The sequence below is a fragment of the Loktanella sp. R86503 genome, from assembly GCF_042466455.1.
GTDB lineage: Bacteria > Pseudomonadota > Alphaproteobacteria > Rhodobacterales > Rhodobacteraceae > Loktanella.
On record NZ_JAXHCI010000001.1, the window covers coordinates 116,822 to 132,488 of the forward strand.

15 protein-coding genes are annotated in these 15,667 nt (G+C 57.8%); 9 read left to right on the forward strand and 6 right to left on the reverse strand.

What is annotated here, in order from left to right; translation table 11 throughout:
• Positions 1-88: 88 nt before the first annotated feature.
• Complete coding sequence (locus tag SJY10_RS00390; RefSeq protein ID WP_386679052.1) at positions 89-1,603, forward strand: catalase; 1,515 nt, start codon at positions 89-91, stop codon at positions 1,601-1,603.
• 99 nt (positions 1,604-1,702) lie between these two features.
• Here the strand turns inward: SJY10_RS00390 and SJY10_RS00395 are convergent, their stop codons facing one another.
• From SJY10_RS00395 to SJY10_RS00420, 6 genes are all read right to left on the reverse strand, one after another.
• Complete coding sequence (locus SJY10_RS00395; RefSeq protein WP_386679053.1) at positions 1,703-2,305, reverse strand: SDR family oxidoreductase; 603 nt, start codon at positions 2,303-2,305, stop codon at positions 1,703-1,705.
• A gap of 16 nt (positions 2,306-2,321) precedes the next feature.
• The gene (locus SJY10_RS00400; RefSeq protein ID WP_386679054.1) at positions 2,322-2,939 is read right to left on the reverse strand and encodes a glutathione S-transferase family protein; all 618 of its coding nucleotides are present in this window, start codon (positions 2,937-2,939) and stop codon (positions 2,322-2,324) included.
• A complete protein-coding gene (locus SJY10_RS00405) occupies positions 2,936-4,312 on the reverse strand; it encodes an NAD-dependent succinate-semialdehyde dehydrogenase (protein WP_386679055.1) in 1,377 nt (458 codons plus the stop codon). The genes SJY10_RS00400 and SJY10_RS00405 overlap by 4 nt, the downstream gene beginning before the upstream one ends.
• 103 nt (positions 4,313-4,415) lie before the next feature.
• A complete protein-coding gene (locus SJY10_RS00410; protein ID WP_386679056.1) occupies positions 4,416-4,952 on the reverse strand; it encodes a hypothetical protein in 537 nt (178 codons plus the stop codon).
• Positions 4,953-5,056: 104 nt separating this feature from the next.
• Positions 5,057-5,647 (reverse strand): DUF1190 domain-containing protein, encoded by a 591-nt coding sequence (locus SJY10_RS00415; RefSeq protein WP_386679057.1) that lies wholly within the window; start codon positions 5,645-5,647, stop codon positions 5,057-5,059.
• Positions 5,648-5,698: 51 nt separating this feature from the next.
• Entirely contained in the window at positions 5,699-6,892 is a 1,194-nt protein-coding gene (locus SJY10_RS00420; protein WP_386679058.1) for a glutathionylspermidine synthase family protein, read from the reverse strand.
• 132 nt (positions 6,893-7,024) lie between these two features.
• Here SJY10_RS00420 and SJY10_RS00425 point away from each other — a divergent pair, with 132 nt between their 5' ends.
• From SJY10_RS00425 to SJY10_RS00460, 8 genes are all read left to right on the forward strand, one after another.
• Complete coding sequence (locus SJY10_RS00425; protein ID WP_386679059.1) at positions 7,025-7,963, forward strand: 2-hydroxyacid dehydrogenase; 939 nt, start codon at positions 7,025-7,027, stop codon at positions 7,961-7,963.
• Positions 7,964-8,150: 187 nt separating this feature from the next.
• A complete protein-coding gene (locus SJY10_RS00430; RefSeq protein ID WP_386679060.1) occupies positions 8,151-9,119 on the forward strand; it encodes a BadF/BadG/BcrA/BcrD ATPase family protein in 969 nt (322 codons plus the stop codon).
• Positions 9,110-10,228: an N-acetylglucosamine-6-phosphate deacetylase gene (gene nagA / locus SJY10_RS00435; protein WP_386679061.1), complete on the forward strand. Its 1,119-nt coding sequence runs from the start codon at positions 9,110-9,112 to the stop codon at positions 10,226-10,228. Before SJY10_RS00430 ends, nagA begins: the two co-directional genes overlap by 10 nt.
• A 126-nt stretch (positions 10,229-10,354) precedes the next feature.
• A complete protein-coding gene (locus SJY10_RS00440; protein ID WP_386679062.1) occupies positions 10,355-10,540 on the forward strand; it encodes a hypothetical protein in 186 nt (61 codons plus the stop codon).
• Between the two features lie 19 nt (positions 10,541-10,559).
• Positions 10,560-13,676 (forward strand): molybdopterin-dependent oxidoreductase, encoded by a 3,117-nt coding sequence (locus tag SJY10_RS00445; protein WP_386679063.1) that lies wholly within the window; start codon positions 10,560-10,562, stop codon positions 13,674-13,676.
• Complete coding sequence (gene fdh3B / locus SJY10_RS00450) at positions 13,676-14,272, forward strand: formate dehydrogenase FDH3 subunit beta (protein WP_386679064.1); 597 nt, start codon at positions 13,676-13,678, stop codon at positions 14,270-14,272. Before SJY10_RS00445 ends, fdh3B begins: the two co-directional genes overlap by 1 nt.
• A complete protein-coding gene (locus SJY10_RS00455; protein WP_386679065.1) occupies positions 14,269-15,510 on the forward strand; it encodes a formate dehydrogenase subunit gamma in 1,242 nt (413 codons plus the stop codon). The genes fdh3B and SJY10_RS00455 overlap by 4 nt, the downstream gene beginning before the upstream one ends.
• Complete coding sequence (locus SJY10_RS00460; RefSeq protein WP_386679066.1) at positions 15,507-15,650, forward strand: hypothetical protein; 144 nt, start codon at positions 15,507-15,509, stop codon at positions 15,648-15,650. Before SJY10_RS00455 ends, SJY10_RS00460 begins: the two co-directional genes overlap by 4 nt.
• Positions 15,651-15,667 lie beyond the last annotated feature (17 nt).

Sequence of the window (15,667 nt, forward strand, 5' to 3'; positions counted from 1 at the left end):
TGCAGGACTTGTTCCTTACGGAACCCTTTCGCAGCACGCCGCGTTTGTCCTGCAGACAAAAATGGCAGCTGCTGTGAAAGGGTCTGATATGACAGACAATAAATCCGTTCCCCCCACCACGACGGATGGCGGTATTCGCGTTCAAAGCGACGAACATTCGCTTACGATTGGCCCGGATGGTCCGATCTTGTTGAACGATCACTATCTGCTAGAGCAGATGGCGAATTTTAACCGTGAACGTATTCCTGAACGCCAGCCCCACGCCAAGGGATCCGGTGCTTTCGGCACGTTCGAAACGACGCAAGACGTGTCGCGCTATACCAAGGCCAAGATTTTCCAGCCCGGTGCCAAATGCGATGTCGTTATGCGCTTTTCCACCGTCGCAGGAGAGCGCGGCAGCCCCGACACCTGGCGCGACCCGCGCGGTTTTTCCGTCAAGATGTATACCGAAGACGGTAACTTCGACATGGTGGGTAACAATACGCCAATCTTCTTTATCCGCGACCCGATGAAGTTCCAGCATTTTATCCGCAGCCAGAAGCGCCGTGCAGACAACAATCTGCGCGATCACGACATGCAGTGGGATTTCTGGACCCTGTCGCCTGAAAGCGCCCACCAAGTAACCTATTTAATGGGTGATCGTGGTATCCCCAAATCCTGGCGCGAAATGAATGGCTATTCCAGCCACACCTATTCGCTGATCAATGCCGAAGGTGAAAAATTTTGGGTCAAGTTCCACTATCACACAGATCTGGGTGACGGGAACGCTTATTGGTCGCAGGACGAAGCTGACAAACTGGCTGGGTCGGACGGCGATTACCACCGCCGCGATCTGTTCGACAATATCGCCAAAGGCAACTACCCCAGTTGGACGCTGAAGTGGCAAATCATGCCGTTCGAAGATGCAAAGACATATCGCATCAACCCGTTCGACCTGACCAAGACCTGGCCACACGCGGATTATCCGCTAATCGAGGTCGGTAAGTTGACGCTGAACCGCAACCCTACCGATTTCCATACGCAGATCGAGCAGGCCGCGTTTGAACCGAACAACATCGTGCCCGGCGTTGGATTGTCGCTGGACAAAATGCTGCTAGCCCGTGGTTTTTCCTACGCAGACGCACACCGTGCGCGTCTTGGGGTGAATTACAAACAAATCCCGGTGAACAGCCCGCAGGCCCCGGTGCACAGCTATTCAAAGGATGGCGCTGGCCGGACCGTCAATGTGGCTGACCCTGTCTATGCACCGAACTCTTATGGCGGCCCCGCGGCGCAACCGCAGCCCCATGACGAGCCGCTGTGGCATGCAGATGGTGACATGGTGCGTCAGGCCTATACGCTGCGCGAAGATGATGACGACTGGACACAGGCCGGTATTCTGGTGCGCGACGTAATGGACGACGCTGCGCGTGAACGGCTTGTTGGCAACGTTGTTGGCCACCTGTCGGACGGTGTCAGTGAAAAGGTATTGCTGCGCGCCTTTGAATATTGGCGCAACATCGACGGTCCGACCGGCGACAAGATCGAAGCCGGCGTGCGCGAAAAACTGGGCGGCGAGTCCAAGGCACCCGGTATGGCATCCGCCAAAAGCATCGGCGGCTGAACCGCCACCGGTAAATAAAAAGGCCCCCGGTGATGCATCACCGGGGGCCTTTTTCGTTTCGCTCGCAATCTATGGCGCGTCGCATCCGCAAAATGCGGGTCAGGCCGACTGCATGTTTAGGGCTTGCCCATCGAAAGTGCCTGTCATAGCGGCGTCCGCCAGAACAGCCGCCACATCGGCACGGCTAGCCTTTGCGGTTTTATCCACTTTGTCGCCCAAAATGACATCACCGCTTGGGTCATCATCGGTCAATGCGACTGGGCGGATTATTGCAAAAGGCAGACCGGATGCCTTGAGGTGTTCATCCGCTTCATGTTTGGCTTTCAGATAATGGGCCAGATCACCGGTCGGGTTTTCCTGATCCGCGCCAACAGAGCTAAGCATCACGAAGCGGGCAACTCCCGCCTGTTTGGCCAGATCAACCAGACGTTTAGCACCGTCCTGGTCGACCTTGTCTGTCATTTCCGTTCCGGTGCTGCCGCCAGAGCCGGCCGCAAAAATGACCACATCCATGCCCTCGCAAACGCCGTCCTGCAGGTCGGTCAGATCGCCTGATCGTAGGGCAGTGCGTTCCGGCAATTCTGACGTGTCAGAGCTGCCGCGCACCAATGCGGTCACGCTGTGACCGTGATCCAGCAGGTCCTGTGTCAACAGCACGCCGGTTTTGCCGGTTGCACCGGCGATGAGGATGTTCAGTGTCATAATAGTTCCTTTCTATTCAATCTGCCGGCGGGGCCATCGGCCCGGCAGAACGTGTCGCCGCGATGTAGCCGGGCTGCTGTTGCAGCGCGTTCCAATAGGTGGCGATCTTCGGGTGGTTGTTCAGCAGGTCCAGCCTGTCCAGCAAGGCAATGATATAGGACATCTGAATGTCAGCCAGCATAGCCTTGTCGCCGAACAGCAGCGGCCCGTCCCCAATCGCCATAGCGATATAGTGCAGGTGTTTGTCCAGAACGGCCTTCGCATCCTGCGGGACCGGTTTGCCTTCAAAAGCCGGCATGATGGCCTTGAGTGCGACATCCGCAAATGAGGCTTCGACATAATCGAACAAAGCCTCATGGTGCCAATAATCTGCCGTGTCCTTTGCCGGCCTGTGGCCGCCGTCATCGAACTTGTCGGACAGATACCGCAGGATCGTGGCGGATTCAGCGATCAGCGCGCCATTATCGTCAATCACCGGCGATTTGCCCAAGGGGTGAACCTTGGACAATTCAGGCGGGGCACGAAACGCGTCTGTGCGGTCATAATCGATGCGGTTGCAAGGCTGACCCAGATCGGCCAGCAACCACAGAACGCGGGTGGCGCGGGAATATTTCAGGGCGTGAAGCGTAATCATGGCAGATAGATCGCTTTTACGTTGACGAATTCCTTGATGCCGAACCCGCCATGTTCCCGCCCGTAGCCTGAATCCTTTACGCCGCCAAAGGGCATGTTGGGATCGGCGGCACCGAAGGAATTGATGCGGATCATCCCGGTATCAAAATGATCGCGGGCCAGACGTAGTGCGCGATCTTCGTCCTCGCTGAAGATACCTCCGCCAAGGCCATAGCGGCTCTCGTTGGCGATCCGCATGGCGTCTTCGTCGTCTTTGGCGCGAATGACTGCGGCGACAGGGCCGAATATTTCATCTTCATATGCGGGCATGCCGGGGGCGACATCGCCCAGCACGGTCGCAGGGTAGTAGGCCCCTTTGCGGTCAGGTGCCTTGCCGCCGCACAGGGCAACGGCGCCCTTTGCGATACTTTGGTCGACCTGATCCCTTACAGTGTTAAACTGATCCTCGCTGGACAGTGGGCCAAGCTGGCTATCGCTATCGGTCGGATCACCAAGTTTGATCGCGTTCATCTGGTCCACGAAAGCATCAACAAAGGCGTCGTAGACTTTATCCGTTACGATGAAACGCTTGGCCGAAACGCAGGTTTCGCCGTTGTTATAAAGCCGGCCCATGACCGAATACTTGACAGCCGTTTCGATGTCGGCGTCTTCCAGCACCAGGTAGGCATCGTTCGATCCCAGTTCCAGTACGGTTTTCTTCAGGGCCTTCGCGGCCACCTGGCCAACGTGCCGCCCTGCGCCGTCGCTGCCGGTCAATGTCACACCGCGCACAAGGCGGTGGGCGATCAGTTTGTCGCTGGTGTCGTGGTCAATCAGGATGACCTGAAACAGGTCTTCGGGCAGGCCCGCTTCAATGCACAATTCCCGCAGGCGCAGGCCGGATCCGGTGCAGATGCTGGCATGTTTCAACACGCAGCCATTGCCGGCCATCAGGTTGGCCGCAAGCACGCGAACCGGCTGATACAACGGAAAATTCCAAGGCTGGATGGAATAGATCACACCAATCGGCTGATAGCTGACAACGCCCCGGTTGCCATCCTTGCCATAGGTGCGGTCTTCATCGGCCAAAGCGTCTGGTCCGTTTTCGGCCGTATACTCGAAAATGGCGGCGCAGATTTCGACTTCGCGCTGACCATCAATCAGTAGCTTCCCGGTTTCCCGGGTCATCAGGGCGGCCAGTTCATCGGCATTGTCGCGCAGTTTTTGCGCGATCTTGGTCAGATACGGCGCGCGTTCGGCATGGGATAGCTTGCGCCATTCCAAAAACGCTGCATGAGAGGCTTCCAGTTTTGCCGTCGCTTCAGCTTCGGACATTAGTGGATAGGTAGCGATCGTCTCGCCGGTTGCGGGATTGGTTGTCGTAATCGTAGACATGACGTCTCCTTCGGTATTCACCAAAGGAACGATATGGTTCGCCCGCAGGTTCCAGTGACCGCGCCGCGCAGCCCGTCACGAAACCGTATGATACCTGCCAGGCCTAGCCCAGTGCCAGCGGGCCATACGTGGCGGCGATACGTGCCACCAAAGCGTCGGGATTGAAACTTTGCCAGTCAAATTCTGCAGCGAAAAGAACCGTTTCACCGTCTTCATCAATGTGATTGACGCGAATGCTGTCACCACGGCATGGCGCGGATGCGCCGTCCTTTGTGGTAATGCGCCAGACGCCGCCCTGCGGCACATGGTGCGTCAGGGCTGTCCTGTCTGTGCTCAATTGCAGACGTTTGAAACCGTGAATGTGCAAGGTCCTGCTATCTGCGGCGTAGTCCAAGACGTTTAGTTCGGCAACAATGTAATCCGTTATCCGGTCTAATCTGCCTTGCGGTGACAAGTTATGCCATCTTGTCCTGCCATCATCTGCCGGATCATTCAGTTCCGGAAAATGCAGCGTCGCCAGCCCGCCATTGCGTACGCCCAGCATGGTCTGGATAATATAGCAGGCCTGCCCGATATCATCGCAGCTAATAGCCATATGAATGGTGTCAAAAAGCGTTGGTGCGCCTCGTGTAAGTGTCATGCTGGACTTCCGTTTCTTTACCTCGAAGATGATAAAAACCGGATGTGCAGGAAATATGCAGAAACCGCGCCTTTTGCTAAAAGCCTGGCTGCCTATACGGCATATTAGCCACCAAAGCTGGTGCGGCTGTTGGAAAATGAACTGGTGCGGGACGAACCAAATCCGCCCGTCGCCTGAACCGAGGCCCGCGACATTGGTGCAGAGGCCGCCGCCGCAGGGCGAAAGTTCGATGCGGACATCTTGGCGCTGCCTTTGTTGCCGTTCAGGACGGTGCTGCCCGACGCGGTGGCGTATTTGCCCGCAGCATCGCGATACAGCGGCTGGGTCTGGGCGCGGTTGTTGCTCAGCATGCTGCCCATCAGATAGCCAGCCATCAGCGGCATGAACATCGACCCGCCACTGCTGGTCTGCTGGGCGACACATCCACCACCGTGCTGTTCTTCGCACAGGGCCAATTCATCATAACGTGGTGCAGAACGTTCGTATTCGGTCAGCGCTTCGGCAAAGGCGGTGTCGCAATCTTCGACCGTAAAGACTTGCGTGCCATCCTTCGCTGCCTCTTCACAAGATGCCAGGTCTGGAAACGCGTTGGCATCAACCTGTTCTTCTTGGCACCCGGCCAATGCAAAAGCAGACGCGCCGATCAAGATGGCGGGCATGATGCGTGATCGTTTGGATATACGCGCTGGCGTCATGATGTCTGTCCTTGGTTCGCGTTGTCTGGGTCCCACCGGATATAGGTCGCTTTAAGGCTGAATGAAATGCGGTTTGAATCTGCTTAGGTTTTGTGTGATGCGCGACTGGTCTTCGCGCAGCCCCATGCCGACGCAGGTCTGACCGACGATCCAAGCGCCGATAATCGGGTGGAAGCCATCGAAATCAGGCATTTTGGCATAAGCCTGCGTAATCATCGGATGATTGGCGTAGTCCTGATCGGTCGATTTGGCGATTATCTGATCGCCGCGTTGAATCGTCACGCTGGCCCCTTCGCGGCCAAAGATCGGTTTGGTCACGGTGCCCTGCGACAGCGCGTCTTGTGCGCGCTGCACGGCATCGCTGCCTGCAGCGATGTCGTCTGCGAAAAAGCTGGGTAGAAGGTTGGGGTGCCCTTCGAAAAGCCGCCACAAGACAGGCAGCATCCCCTTGTTGGACACGACCGCCTTCCAGGCGGGTTCGATGAACTGGCAGCCCGAAGTTGCGATATGACTTGCGAAATCATCGCGCAAAAGGTCTTCCCAAGGGTAGAGTTTGAAAAGTTTGCCAATGACACGGGATTCAGCGTCGGCAAACTGGCCTGCGTCGGTCAGACCGATTTGCGCCAGATCGACGAAATGCGCACCCATATCAGCGGCACGCGCGGCATAGGCTAGTGTTTCGACGGTCGCGTAATCTTCGATCAGTTCTTGCACGGCTGTGAAGTGGATGTCGGTGTCCTTGGGGTAAAGATGCGCAAAGCGTGCGGTCAACGCTTCGAAAATACCATTGAACTGATCGCTCCCCTCCGGAAGGCCACCGCTGGCGACCATGTCCTCAAGCCAGTCCCATTGGAACGACGCACTTTCAAACAGCGCGGTGGGGGTGTCGGCGTTGTATTCGATCATCTTGGCCGGGCCGGTGCCGTCGTAGATCAGATCAAAGCGGCCATATAGCTCTGACTGGCCTGTGTGCCAGCTGTCGGCCACCAAATCCCAATGATCGCGCGGGATGGCAAGGCGTTCCATCAGATCTTCTGACTTGACGATATGTTCGGCCGCCTCGCGGCACATCGCGTGCAGTTCGCTGGTAGGGTCTTCGATATCATTTTCGACTTGGGCGAGCGTAAAAGAATATGCCGTATCTTCGTCCCAGTAAGGTTCCCCATACATGGTATGAAACGTAAAGCCTGCATCGTCGGCCTTTTGCGCAAGATCGGGGCGTGCGCCAAGCGCGATGCGTTTCATGATCTGACTTTCCATCTGGTCGGTATTGCGACACCATCTAGGTGTTATGGCAGGCGAACCCAAGGGGCGGCTGTGATTGACGGCGCTGACCTGTCCTGCCACCGATGATACACTAATGATGTAAGGTTTTCTATGACACAGACGCTGGCCATTGGCCGCTATAACCCAGCCGACCGTGCCGCGCTGGTCGATACATTCGGGACGACAGTTGTCTGTAAGCCATCGGCGCTGGCGGAGCTGGGATCGGACCTGCGCGCCGGAATCCTAGCAGTTGCCTACATGGGGCATCACGCCTTTGGCGGGGCACAAATGGATTTGCTGCCGAACCTGCAGGTCATTGCAAATTACGGCGTTGGCTTTGATGCGATTGACGTTGCCGCAGCAAGCGCACGCGGAATCAAGGTCACGAATACTCCCGATGTGCTGAACGATGATGTTGCCGACCTGGCAATTGCGATGTGGCTTATGCAAGGCCGCCAGATGCGGGCCGCAGAGGCACATGTGCGTAGCGGTGACTGGGCGAAAAACGGCCCCGTGCCACTGAATCGGAAACTGTCGGGTGGTGCCGCCGGTATCATGGGGATGGGCCGGATCGGCCGAGACATCGCGGACCGGTTGGCGGCGTTCAAGATGGATATACACTATCACGCCCGCAGCAAGAAAGCCACGCCGGGCTGGACCTATCACGCGGATCCGGCAGAACTGGCCAAGGCGGTAGATTTTATGTTTGTCGCTTTGGTGGGCGGGCCCGAGACTGAAAAATATGTATCTGCCGAAGTTATCAAGGCACTTGGGCCACAGGGCGTGATTATTAATATCTCTCGGGGGTCGGTGATTGACGAGGAGGCGCTGCTGAACGCCCTGGAAAGCGGCGAGATTGCGGGTGCCGGGCTTGATGTCTTTGTTGGCGAACCGCAGGTCAATCCGCGTTTTTTAGGTTTGGATAATGTCGTCCTGCAACCACATCAGGGGTCCGCTACAGTCCAGACCCGCGCGGCCATGGCGCAATTGCAGCGCGATAACATTGCAGCGCATTTGAGGGGAGCTGACCTGCTGACGCCGGTCAATTAAGCGGGGCTTCTGGTTTTTGATTAAGATAAGAAAGAGGGGGGCGCTGCCCCCCGGCTTTGCCTCCCCCCGGGATATTTTTGACCAGAAGAAGTCGGCTTGAACGCTGGCCTGCGGGGCTGTGGCGCTTGGGGTTGTTCAGGAGGTCTGACCGACGAAGCTGGGTGCCGGGGTAGGGCTGGCACCTGATTTGCATAAGCAAGCAGGTGAATTGCAGGCTATCGCTGACATGGTCGCTGCCCTTGTACGTCCGGCCCTGCTGGCGCAAACTGCACGGCAAAGCTGGAGCGAGGCGGCAGGCGTGAAACAGAATCTCTGCCTTGGGGTGGATGGTGGCGGCAGTGGCTGCCGCGCCGCTTTGTGTGATGCACAGGGGCAAATTGTCGGTGTCGGCTTCGGCGGGCCCGCCAATGCGACCAGCGATTTCGACGGCGCCTGCGGTAGTGTTGCAGATGCGATTGCACAGGCGATGGACGCTGCTGGCACCGATATGGAACATGTCGCAGCGGGATTCCTGGGCCTTGCCGGAATGCGAAAGCCCGGCCAGGCGCAGGATATGATTGCAACGCTTAATTTGTTGCGCTGCACCGTGACCGAGGATCGCCCCACCATGATTGCGGGTGCTTTAGGGGATAGTGACGGGGCGGTGGTTGCTTTGGGCACGGGAAGCTTTGTCGGCGTTGCGTCAGGTGGCATCGTGCGGGCTGTCGGCGGTTGGGGCTTGCAATTGTCCGACCAGGCCAGCGCGGCGTGGATCGGGCGCGCAGGACTGAGTGCGACACTGGAAGCCGTGGACAACATGCTGCCGATGGGACCAATGGCGCATGCGCTGCTAGCGCGGTGGCAGGGCGACACGGACGCCATCGTCGATTTCGCTGCAAAGGCGCGTCCTGCGGATTACGGCAGTATTGCGCCTTTGGTGACGCGGACCGCTAAAAACGATCCGGCGGCTGCCGACATTTTGCGTCAGGCCATCTTATGGATTGAACGTGCGCTTGCTGCCTTGGCCTATGATAGCCAGCTGCCGCTTGTTTTGACGGGTGGGCTGGGCGCGGCCCTGGAGCCTTGGATGGCCCGGGACGGGCGGCAGTTTGCTAAGCCGGCGGGCAGTGCATTGGATGGGGCGCTGTTGCTGGCGCGGCGTGCCGCATGGGGTTGATCGCGCTGACAGGTTGCGATGTGCATGATGGCACACAGATGCATGCCGCTGCGGTCCTGCTGATTGAAGGCGGAGTTTGTGCGGGCATTGTTACTCAGGCACCGGAGGGTGCCGAGGTGCGCAGAATGCCGGCGGGCATCCTTGCGCCGGGCTTGGTGGATTTACAGGTCAATGGCGGCGGCGGCGTCATGTTTAACGATGCGCCAACGGCCCAGACCCTGCGCCACATGATAGCTGCACACCGCGGTCTGGGCACCACCGCAATGCTGCCAACGCTGATTACCGACACGGCGGCAGTGACACGTGCCGCGATCGCGGCCGGAGTTGCGCTGCCGGATCTACTTGGTTTGCACCTTGAAGGGCCGCACCTAAGTGTCGCGCGAAAGGGTGCGCATAGTGCCGGCCTGATCCGGCCTATGACAGAGGACGACTTAAACCACCTGTGCGATGCGGCGCAAAAGCTGCGAAACCTGATGGTGACTGTTGCCGCCGAAACCGTATCCGCCGATCAGATTGCGCGTCTGACCGCAGCGGGGGTGGTCGTGTCGCTGGGGCATTCGAATGCGGACTTCGATACATGCGCTGCGGCCTTTGCGGCCGGTGCAGATTGCACAACGCATCTGTTCAACGCCATGAGCGGATTTGGCCACCGCACGCCGGGTCTTGTGGGTGCAACACTGGACGGGGCTGGGGCGGCCGGGCTTATTGCGGACGGTATCCATGTGCATCCGGCGGCCCTGCGCATGGCTGTGCGTTCAAAAGTGCGCGGGGCGCTATTTCTGGTGTCCGATGCGATGGCCGTGGCGGGGACGGATCTGGCGGATTTCATGCTGAATGGCCGACAGATCACGCGGGCCGGGGGGCAATTGACGCTGGCTGACGGCACCTTGGCCGGCGCTGATTTAAGCTTGCCGCAAGCGATCGCCTTTATGACTGAACATGGCGGTGTGACACGCGAACGCGCTATTGCCATGGCGACCTCTGCTCCTGCCGGTGTGTTGCGAAGCCCCGGCACGGCGGGGCACCTTTGCCCGGGGCAGGCGTGCGAAGTGGTTCACTTGAGCCCCGACCTTTTGCAAGCGCGGCTGCTGGATCCTTTTGCACTTTAGGCCCATGCCTAAAAAGCGGGCACAACCTGCGGCAGATCAGGGTCAGGGAAAATTGTGATCGCGGCAAGGGTTGCTGCGTTGCAAGTGCGGTCTAGAACCAAGCCTAGTCCTGACAAGGTTAATACCATGACTGATAATCCCAATCCCCTGCGCCGGCGCTTGCTGGCTGGTGTCCCACTTGCCTCTGCCAGCCTCGCGCTTGGTGGGACGGCCCAAGCCTCCGCTGCCGAACCTGTGCCGGTGGACCCCAAGCAGCCGCTGTTCAATACGACAGATCACGTCGCCACGTATTACAAGCTGGCCCGCAGCTGACCTAAGAAGGAAGATTGCGATGCTACGCCGCCGCACAAGTTCGATTACAACCGCCGCGCCGCGCGTTGGCACAACGCGCCGCGATTTTTTACGCAATTCCGGGCTGGCGGGCCTAGCGCTCGGTTCTATCGGTGCTGCCACGGCCGGGCGTGTTGCCCAGGCACAGGACGCAGTACCGCCGAAGCTGGGCACGACCTATCACAAAACGATCTGTCAGTTTTGTTCTGTTGGCTGCTCGCTTTGGGCAGAGGTTGAAAACGGTGTCTGGACCGGACAGGAACCCGCGTTTGAAAGCCCGATCAATCAAGGCACCCACTGCGCCAAAGGTGCCGCCATGCGAGAGATCGCAATCGGTGATCGACGGCTTAAGTATCCAATGAAAAAGGTCGCTGGTAAATGGACCCGGATTAGCTGGGATCAGGCAATTTCCGAGTTGGGCGAAAAGCTGTTGAACATTCGCGACCAGTACGGACCTGACAGTGTCTATTGGCTGGGGTCGGCCAAGTATTCCAATGAACAAAGCTATATTTTTCGAAAACTCGCGGCTTTTTGGGGAACGAACAACGTCGACCATCAGGCGCGCATTTGCCATTCCACGACTGTGGCCGGGGTGGCAAACACCTATGGCTACGGTGCGATGACGAATACCTTTAACGACATCCGCAATGCCAAATCGATCCTGATTATCGGCGGCAACCCCGCAGAGGCGCATCCCGTGTCCATGTTGCATGTGCTGGCGGGCCGGGAAAACGGCGGCAAGATGATTGTTGTTGACCCCCGTTTTACCCGCACTGCCGCCCACGCAGACGAATATGTGCGTATCCGCCCCGGTGCCGATATCGGCTTTATGTTGGGGCTTGTCCGCGAAATCTTTGCCCAAGGGTGGGAGGATAAGGACTATATCAATGCCCGCGTCTGGGGCATGGACCAGATCCGCGAAGAGGTCCAAAAATGGACGCTGGAAGAAGTCGAGCGTGTCAGCGGCATTCCCGCCGAACAAACGGCGCGCGTGGCGCGTATGCTGGCTGAAAACCGTCCAGGAACGCTGATCTGGTGTATGGGGCTGACGCAATCCACGGTCGGATCGTCCAAGACCCGAGCTGCGTCTATCTTGCAGCTGGTTCTTGGCAATATTGGCAAATCGGGCGGCGGTGCAAATATTTTCCGCGGACATGACAATGTGCAGGGCGCGACTGACCTTGGCGTGTCTTGTGACAGCTTGCCAGCCTATTACGGACTGGACGAAGGTGCGTGGAAGCATTGGTGCCGCGTCTGGGACGTCAATTACGACTGGATGCTAAGCCGGTTTGGTTCGAAAAGCCTGATGGAATCCGAAGGCATGCCGCTATCGCGCTACATGGACGCGATTTTGGAATCAAAAGATAATCTGGACCAGCCCAATCCGGTCAAGGCGATGATGTTCTGGGGCCATGCGGCAAATTCCATCACGCGCGGACCGGAACAACGCGAAGCTCTTGATAAGGTTGATGTGCTTTGCGTGATCGACCCCCATCCAACGCAGGTTGCGATCATGTCCGAAAAGCAGGACGACGTTTACTTGCTGCCGGCATCGTCGACCGCGGAAATTGACGGATCAGTCACGAATTCCAGCCGGTCGCTGCAGTGGCGCGACAAGGTATTCGACCCGCTGTTCGAAGCGAAATCGGACTATGAGATTACCTATCTTTTGGCAGAGGCTTTCGGTTTCGCTGACGAGATGTTCAAGCACATTGCCGTGCAGAACAAGGAACCCGTCGCTGACGATATGCTGCGCGAAATTAACAAAGGCACTTGGTCCATCGGGTATACCGGGCAAAGCCCGGAACGGCTTAAGCTGCACATGAAGCATCAGGACAAGTTCGATTCCATCACGCTGAAAGGCATGGCAGAGCCTGTACTGGGTGACTATTACTGCCTGCCTTGGCCAGCCTGGGGCAATGCGGTGGACAAACATCCCGGCACGCCGATCCTTTATGATACAACGATGCCCGTCGCCGAAGGCGGGCTGCCGTTTCGTGCGCGTTGGGGCGTTGAATACGAAGGTGAGAACCTGCTTGCAGAAGGCAGTTTTCCCGTAGGCTCGGAAATCAAAGACGGCTATCCGGAAGGCACGCTTGGCATGCTGGATGCTTTGGGGTGGTCGAACGAGCTGACGGCGAAAGAGCGTTTGATCATCATCAGCATCGGCGCTGACCGCTTTCGCCACGACATGTTTGACATGACAGAACAAGAGGCGCAGGCGGCGATGGACCAGTTGACGCTGGCAGCGTTGCAGCAACAATCAGGCGGATCGGACAATATCAACGAAAGCTGGGGTGGCGCCGAAGGCGATACGCTGAATAGCGACCAAGAGGCGATTGCAGAGCACTTTAGCAGTTATCCCGCGAATGCCCTGACTGCGATCAAAGGCTATCTGGCCGACAATCCACAAGAAGATGCGCCTGACGATGCAACGCTGCGCGACAAGATTCAGCGCGTCAACTGGAAGACCGACCTGTCGGGCGGCATCCAGCGCGTCATGATCGCCCACGGCCTTGCACCCTATGGCAATGGCAAGGCGCGTTGTGTGGTCTGGACCTTCCCCGACCCGATCCCCAAACACCGCGAACCGCTGCTGACCAACCGCCGCGATTTGTTGCCGGAATACGCAACTTACGAAGACCAGCGCAAATGGCGTGTGCCGGTGCTTTATGAAAGCATTCAAAAAATCGACTATGCCAAGGACTATCCGATCCAGCTGACGTCCGGCCGGCTTGTCGAATACGAAGGCGGCGGTGACGAGACGCGATCGAACAAATGGCTGGCCGAATTCCAGCAACATATGTTTGTCGAAATCAACCCGGCCGATGCGGATCGCGCTGGCGTGACCGACGGCAATGACTGCTGGATTGCGTCACCCAACGGGCGGATCAAGGTCAAGGCGCTTGTGACCAAACGGGTCGGCGAGGGGACTGTGTTCCTGCCGTTCCATTTTGCCGGATTCTGGATGGGCGAAGACCTGACGCCCAAATATCCCGTCGGCACCGAGCCCTATGTCTTTGGCGAGGCGACGAATACGATTCAGACTTATGGCTATGATATCGTGACACAAATGCAAGAAACCAAGGCAACACTTTGCCGGATCGAGGCTGTCTGATGGCACGTTTGAAATTCTTGTGCGACACGGATCGCTGCATTGAATGCAACGCCTGCGCTACATCATGCAAAAATGAACACGAGGTGCCCTGGGGCATGGTGCGGCGGCGCGTCGTCACCATCGACGATGGCCAACCTGGCGAGAAATCCGTAGCGATTTCCTGCATGCATTGCACGGATGCGCCCTGCGTTGCGGTCTGCCCGGTCAGTACGCTTTACCAGACCGATATCGGCGTTGTGTTACACAATAAGGATACCTGCATCGGCTGCGGCTATTGCTTTTATGCCTGCCCCTTTGGCGCGCCGCAGTTTCCCCGCGCAACCCTGTTCGGCACACGTGGCACGATGGACAAATGCACCTATTGCGCAGGCGGACCAGAGGAAAACGGCTCTGAAGCAGAGTTTGCCAAATATGGCCGCAACCGCATCGCAGAAGGCAAATTGCCAATCTGCGCCGAGGTCTGTTCGACCCGCGCTCTGTTGGCGGGCGACGGAGAAGAGATCGCAGACATTTACCGCGAAAGAGTTGTGGCACGTGGCTTTGGCTCTGGTGCCTGGGGCTGGAAAACGGCCTATTACCCGGAGGATGGCGCATGAGCGACGACGTTTTGGTCCGTGGGCGCGACTTTGTCCGCTATCGCATTGGCGGCGCAATAGTTGCGGTCTTGCTGGCGATTGCGCTGGTTTGGCAGGTTTATGAAATCTTTGACGGTGATGCTCGTACGATTCCCGAGGTGCGCTGGGGTGTGACCGAATACAACGGAACGCAAATGGGCGCGCAGGACGCGCCAAGCGCGCTGCTGGCAGGGCAGGCTTTGGCCGATCGCACGACGCTGCAGGATGAACGCTTTGCCACGGGTCCGTCGCCGGATCAGCAAAGGCCCGATTATAACGTTGTACCCGATACGATGATGACGACAGAGCCAATGGTGGACGGCGAAAAGCTAACGGAAAGCTGGTCGATCTATGGCGACGACACTGGCGCATTGTTGCGTCCTGCGCAGCGCACCGAAGGGATATCATCGTTGCCCTACGCCAATGCTGCCTTGTTCGAACGGCCCTTTGCCCGTGACTGGCGCCTTGGCGTGGCCGATCTGGCGGTGCATCTGGGAGCGATGGCAATCCTTGGCATGGGGTTTTTGCTAGCGTTGATCCTGGCGGTTCGGGGCCGAGTGCCAATTGCCCATGGGCGCAGCACCCGCACTGTGAAACGGTTCAATCTGTTTGAACGCGCAACCCATTGGATGACCTCGATCAGTTTTATCGGTCTTGCCGTGACTGGATTAACAATTGCTTACGGCAAAACACTTTTGATGCCATTCGGAGAGACAGTTTTGGGCTGGGCCGGATGGATTTCGACATGGGGTCACATGATGTTCTTTCCGTCCTTTGCTGTCGGCATCTTGCTGATGGCCGTGATGTGGATGGGGCGGAATATCCCTGAATGGCGCGACCTGAAGTGGCTAAGCGTCATGGGCGGCATGGCCTCCGACGGCGGCCCGAACCCGCCCGCCAAGAAATTCAATGCCGGACAAAAGCTGATCTTCTGGTCAGCCGTTTTGGGCGGCGCCTTGATGGTGGTGTCCGGTGTGACACTGATGTTCCCTTACTACTGGGCCACGCTGGGCACGATGTCCTGGGCCATGCTGGTTCATGCGATCATCGGCCTTTTGCTGATCGCGATTTTTATCGGTCACATCTATATCGGCACCGTTGGTATGCAGGGTGCATTCTGGGCGATGTGGGGCGGCCGGGTGGATCGAAACTGGGCCAAGGAGCATCATGAAATCTGGTTGAACGAGCTAGAAGGTGGCAAGGGAGGGCCGGCAGAATGACCGCATTCACCACAGGCGCATTCGCAGCCATTGCCATGGCAACACTGACATATTTCGCCATGCAGGCTGGTACTGTGACAATGGTTGAACGCTTTGCGGGACCCAATGTCCACCTGCAGGATTATCAGGCGACCAACTAGCCGGTTTTACACTTTTC

What these genes read in the sequence shown, in the direction of transcription:
- SJY10_RS00405 (WP_386679055.1), bottom strand. Translation starts at nt 4,312, where the DNA reads ATGTCTACGATTACGACAACCAATCCCGCAACCGGCGAGACGATCGCT.
- nagA (WP_386679061.1), top strand. Translation starts at nt 9,110, where the DNA reads ATGGGGTTGATCGCGCTGACAGGTTGCGATGTGCATGATGGCACACAG.
- SJY10_RS00400 (WP_386679054.1), bottom strand. Translation starts at nt 2,939, where the DNA reads ATGATTACGCTTCACGCCCTGAAATATTCCCGCGCCACCCGCGTTCTG.
- SJY10_RS00410 (WP_386679056.1), bottom strand. Translation starts at nt 4,952, where the DNA reads ATGACACTTACACGAGGCGCACCAACGCTTTTTGACACCATTCATATG.
- SJY10_RS00445 (WP_386679063.1), top strand. Translation starts at nt 10,560, where the DNA reads ATGCTACGCCGCCGCACAAGTTCGATTACAACCGCCGCGCCGCGCGTT.
- SJY10_RS00390 (WP_386679052.1), top strand. Translation starts at nt 89, where the DNA reads ATGACAGACAATAAATCCGTTCCCCCCACCACGACGGATGGCGGTATT.
- SJY10_RS00460 (WP_386679066.1), top strand. Translation starts at nt 15,507, where the DNA reads ATGACCGCATTCACCACAGGCGCATTCGCAGCCATTGCCATGGCAACA.
- SJY10_RS00425 (WP_386679059.1), top strand. Translation starts at nt 7,025, where the DNA reads ATGACACAGACGCTGGCCATTGGCCGCTATAACCCAGCCGACCGTGCC.
- SJY10_RS00415 (WP_386679057.1), bottom strand. Translation starts at nt 5,647, where the DNA reads ATGACGCCAGCGCGTATATCCAAACGATCACGCATCATGCCCGCCATC.
- SJY10_RS00395 (WP_386679053.1), bottom strand. Translation starts at nt 2,305, where the DNA reads ATGACACTGAACATCCTCATCGCCGGTGCAACCGGCAAAACCGGCGTG.
- fdh3B (WP_386679064.1), top strand. Translation starts at nt 13,676, where the DNA reads ATGGCACGTTTGAAATTCTTGTGCGACACGGATCGCTGCATTGAATGC.
- SJY10_RS00440 (WP_386679062.1), top strand. Translation starts at nt 10,355, where the DNA reads ATGACTGATAATCCCAATCCCCTGCGCCGGCGCTTGCTGGCTGGTGTC.
- SJY10_RS00455 (WP_386679065.1), top strand. Translation starts at nt 14,269, where the DNA reads ATGAGCGACGACGTTTTGGTCCGTGGGCGCGACTTTGTCCGCTATCGC.
- SJY10_RS00420 (WP_386679058.1), bottom strand. Translation starts at nt 6,892, where the DNA reads ATGAAACGCATCGCGCTTGGCGCACGCCCCGATCTTGCGCAAAAGGCC.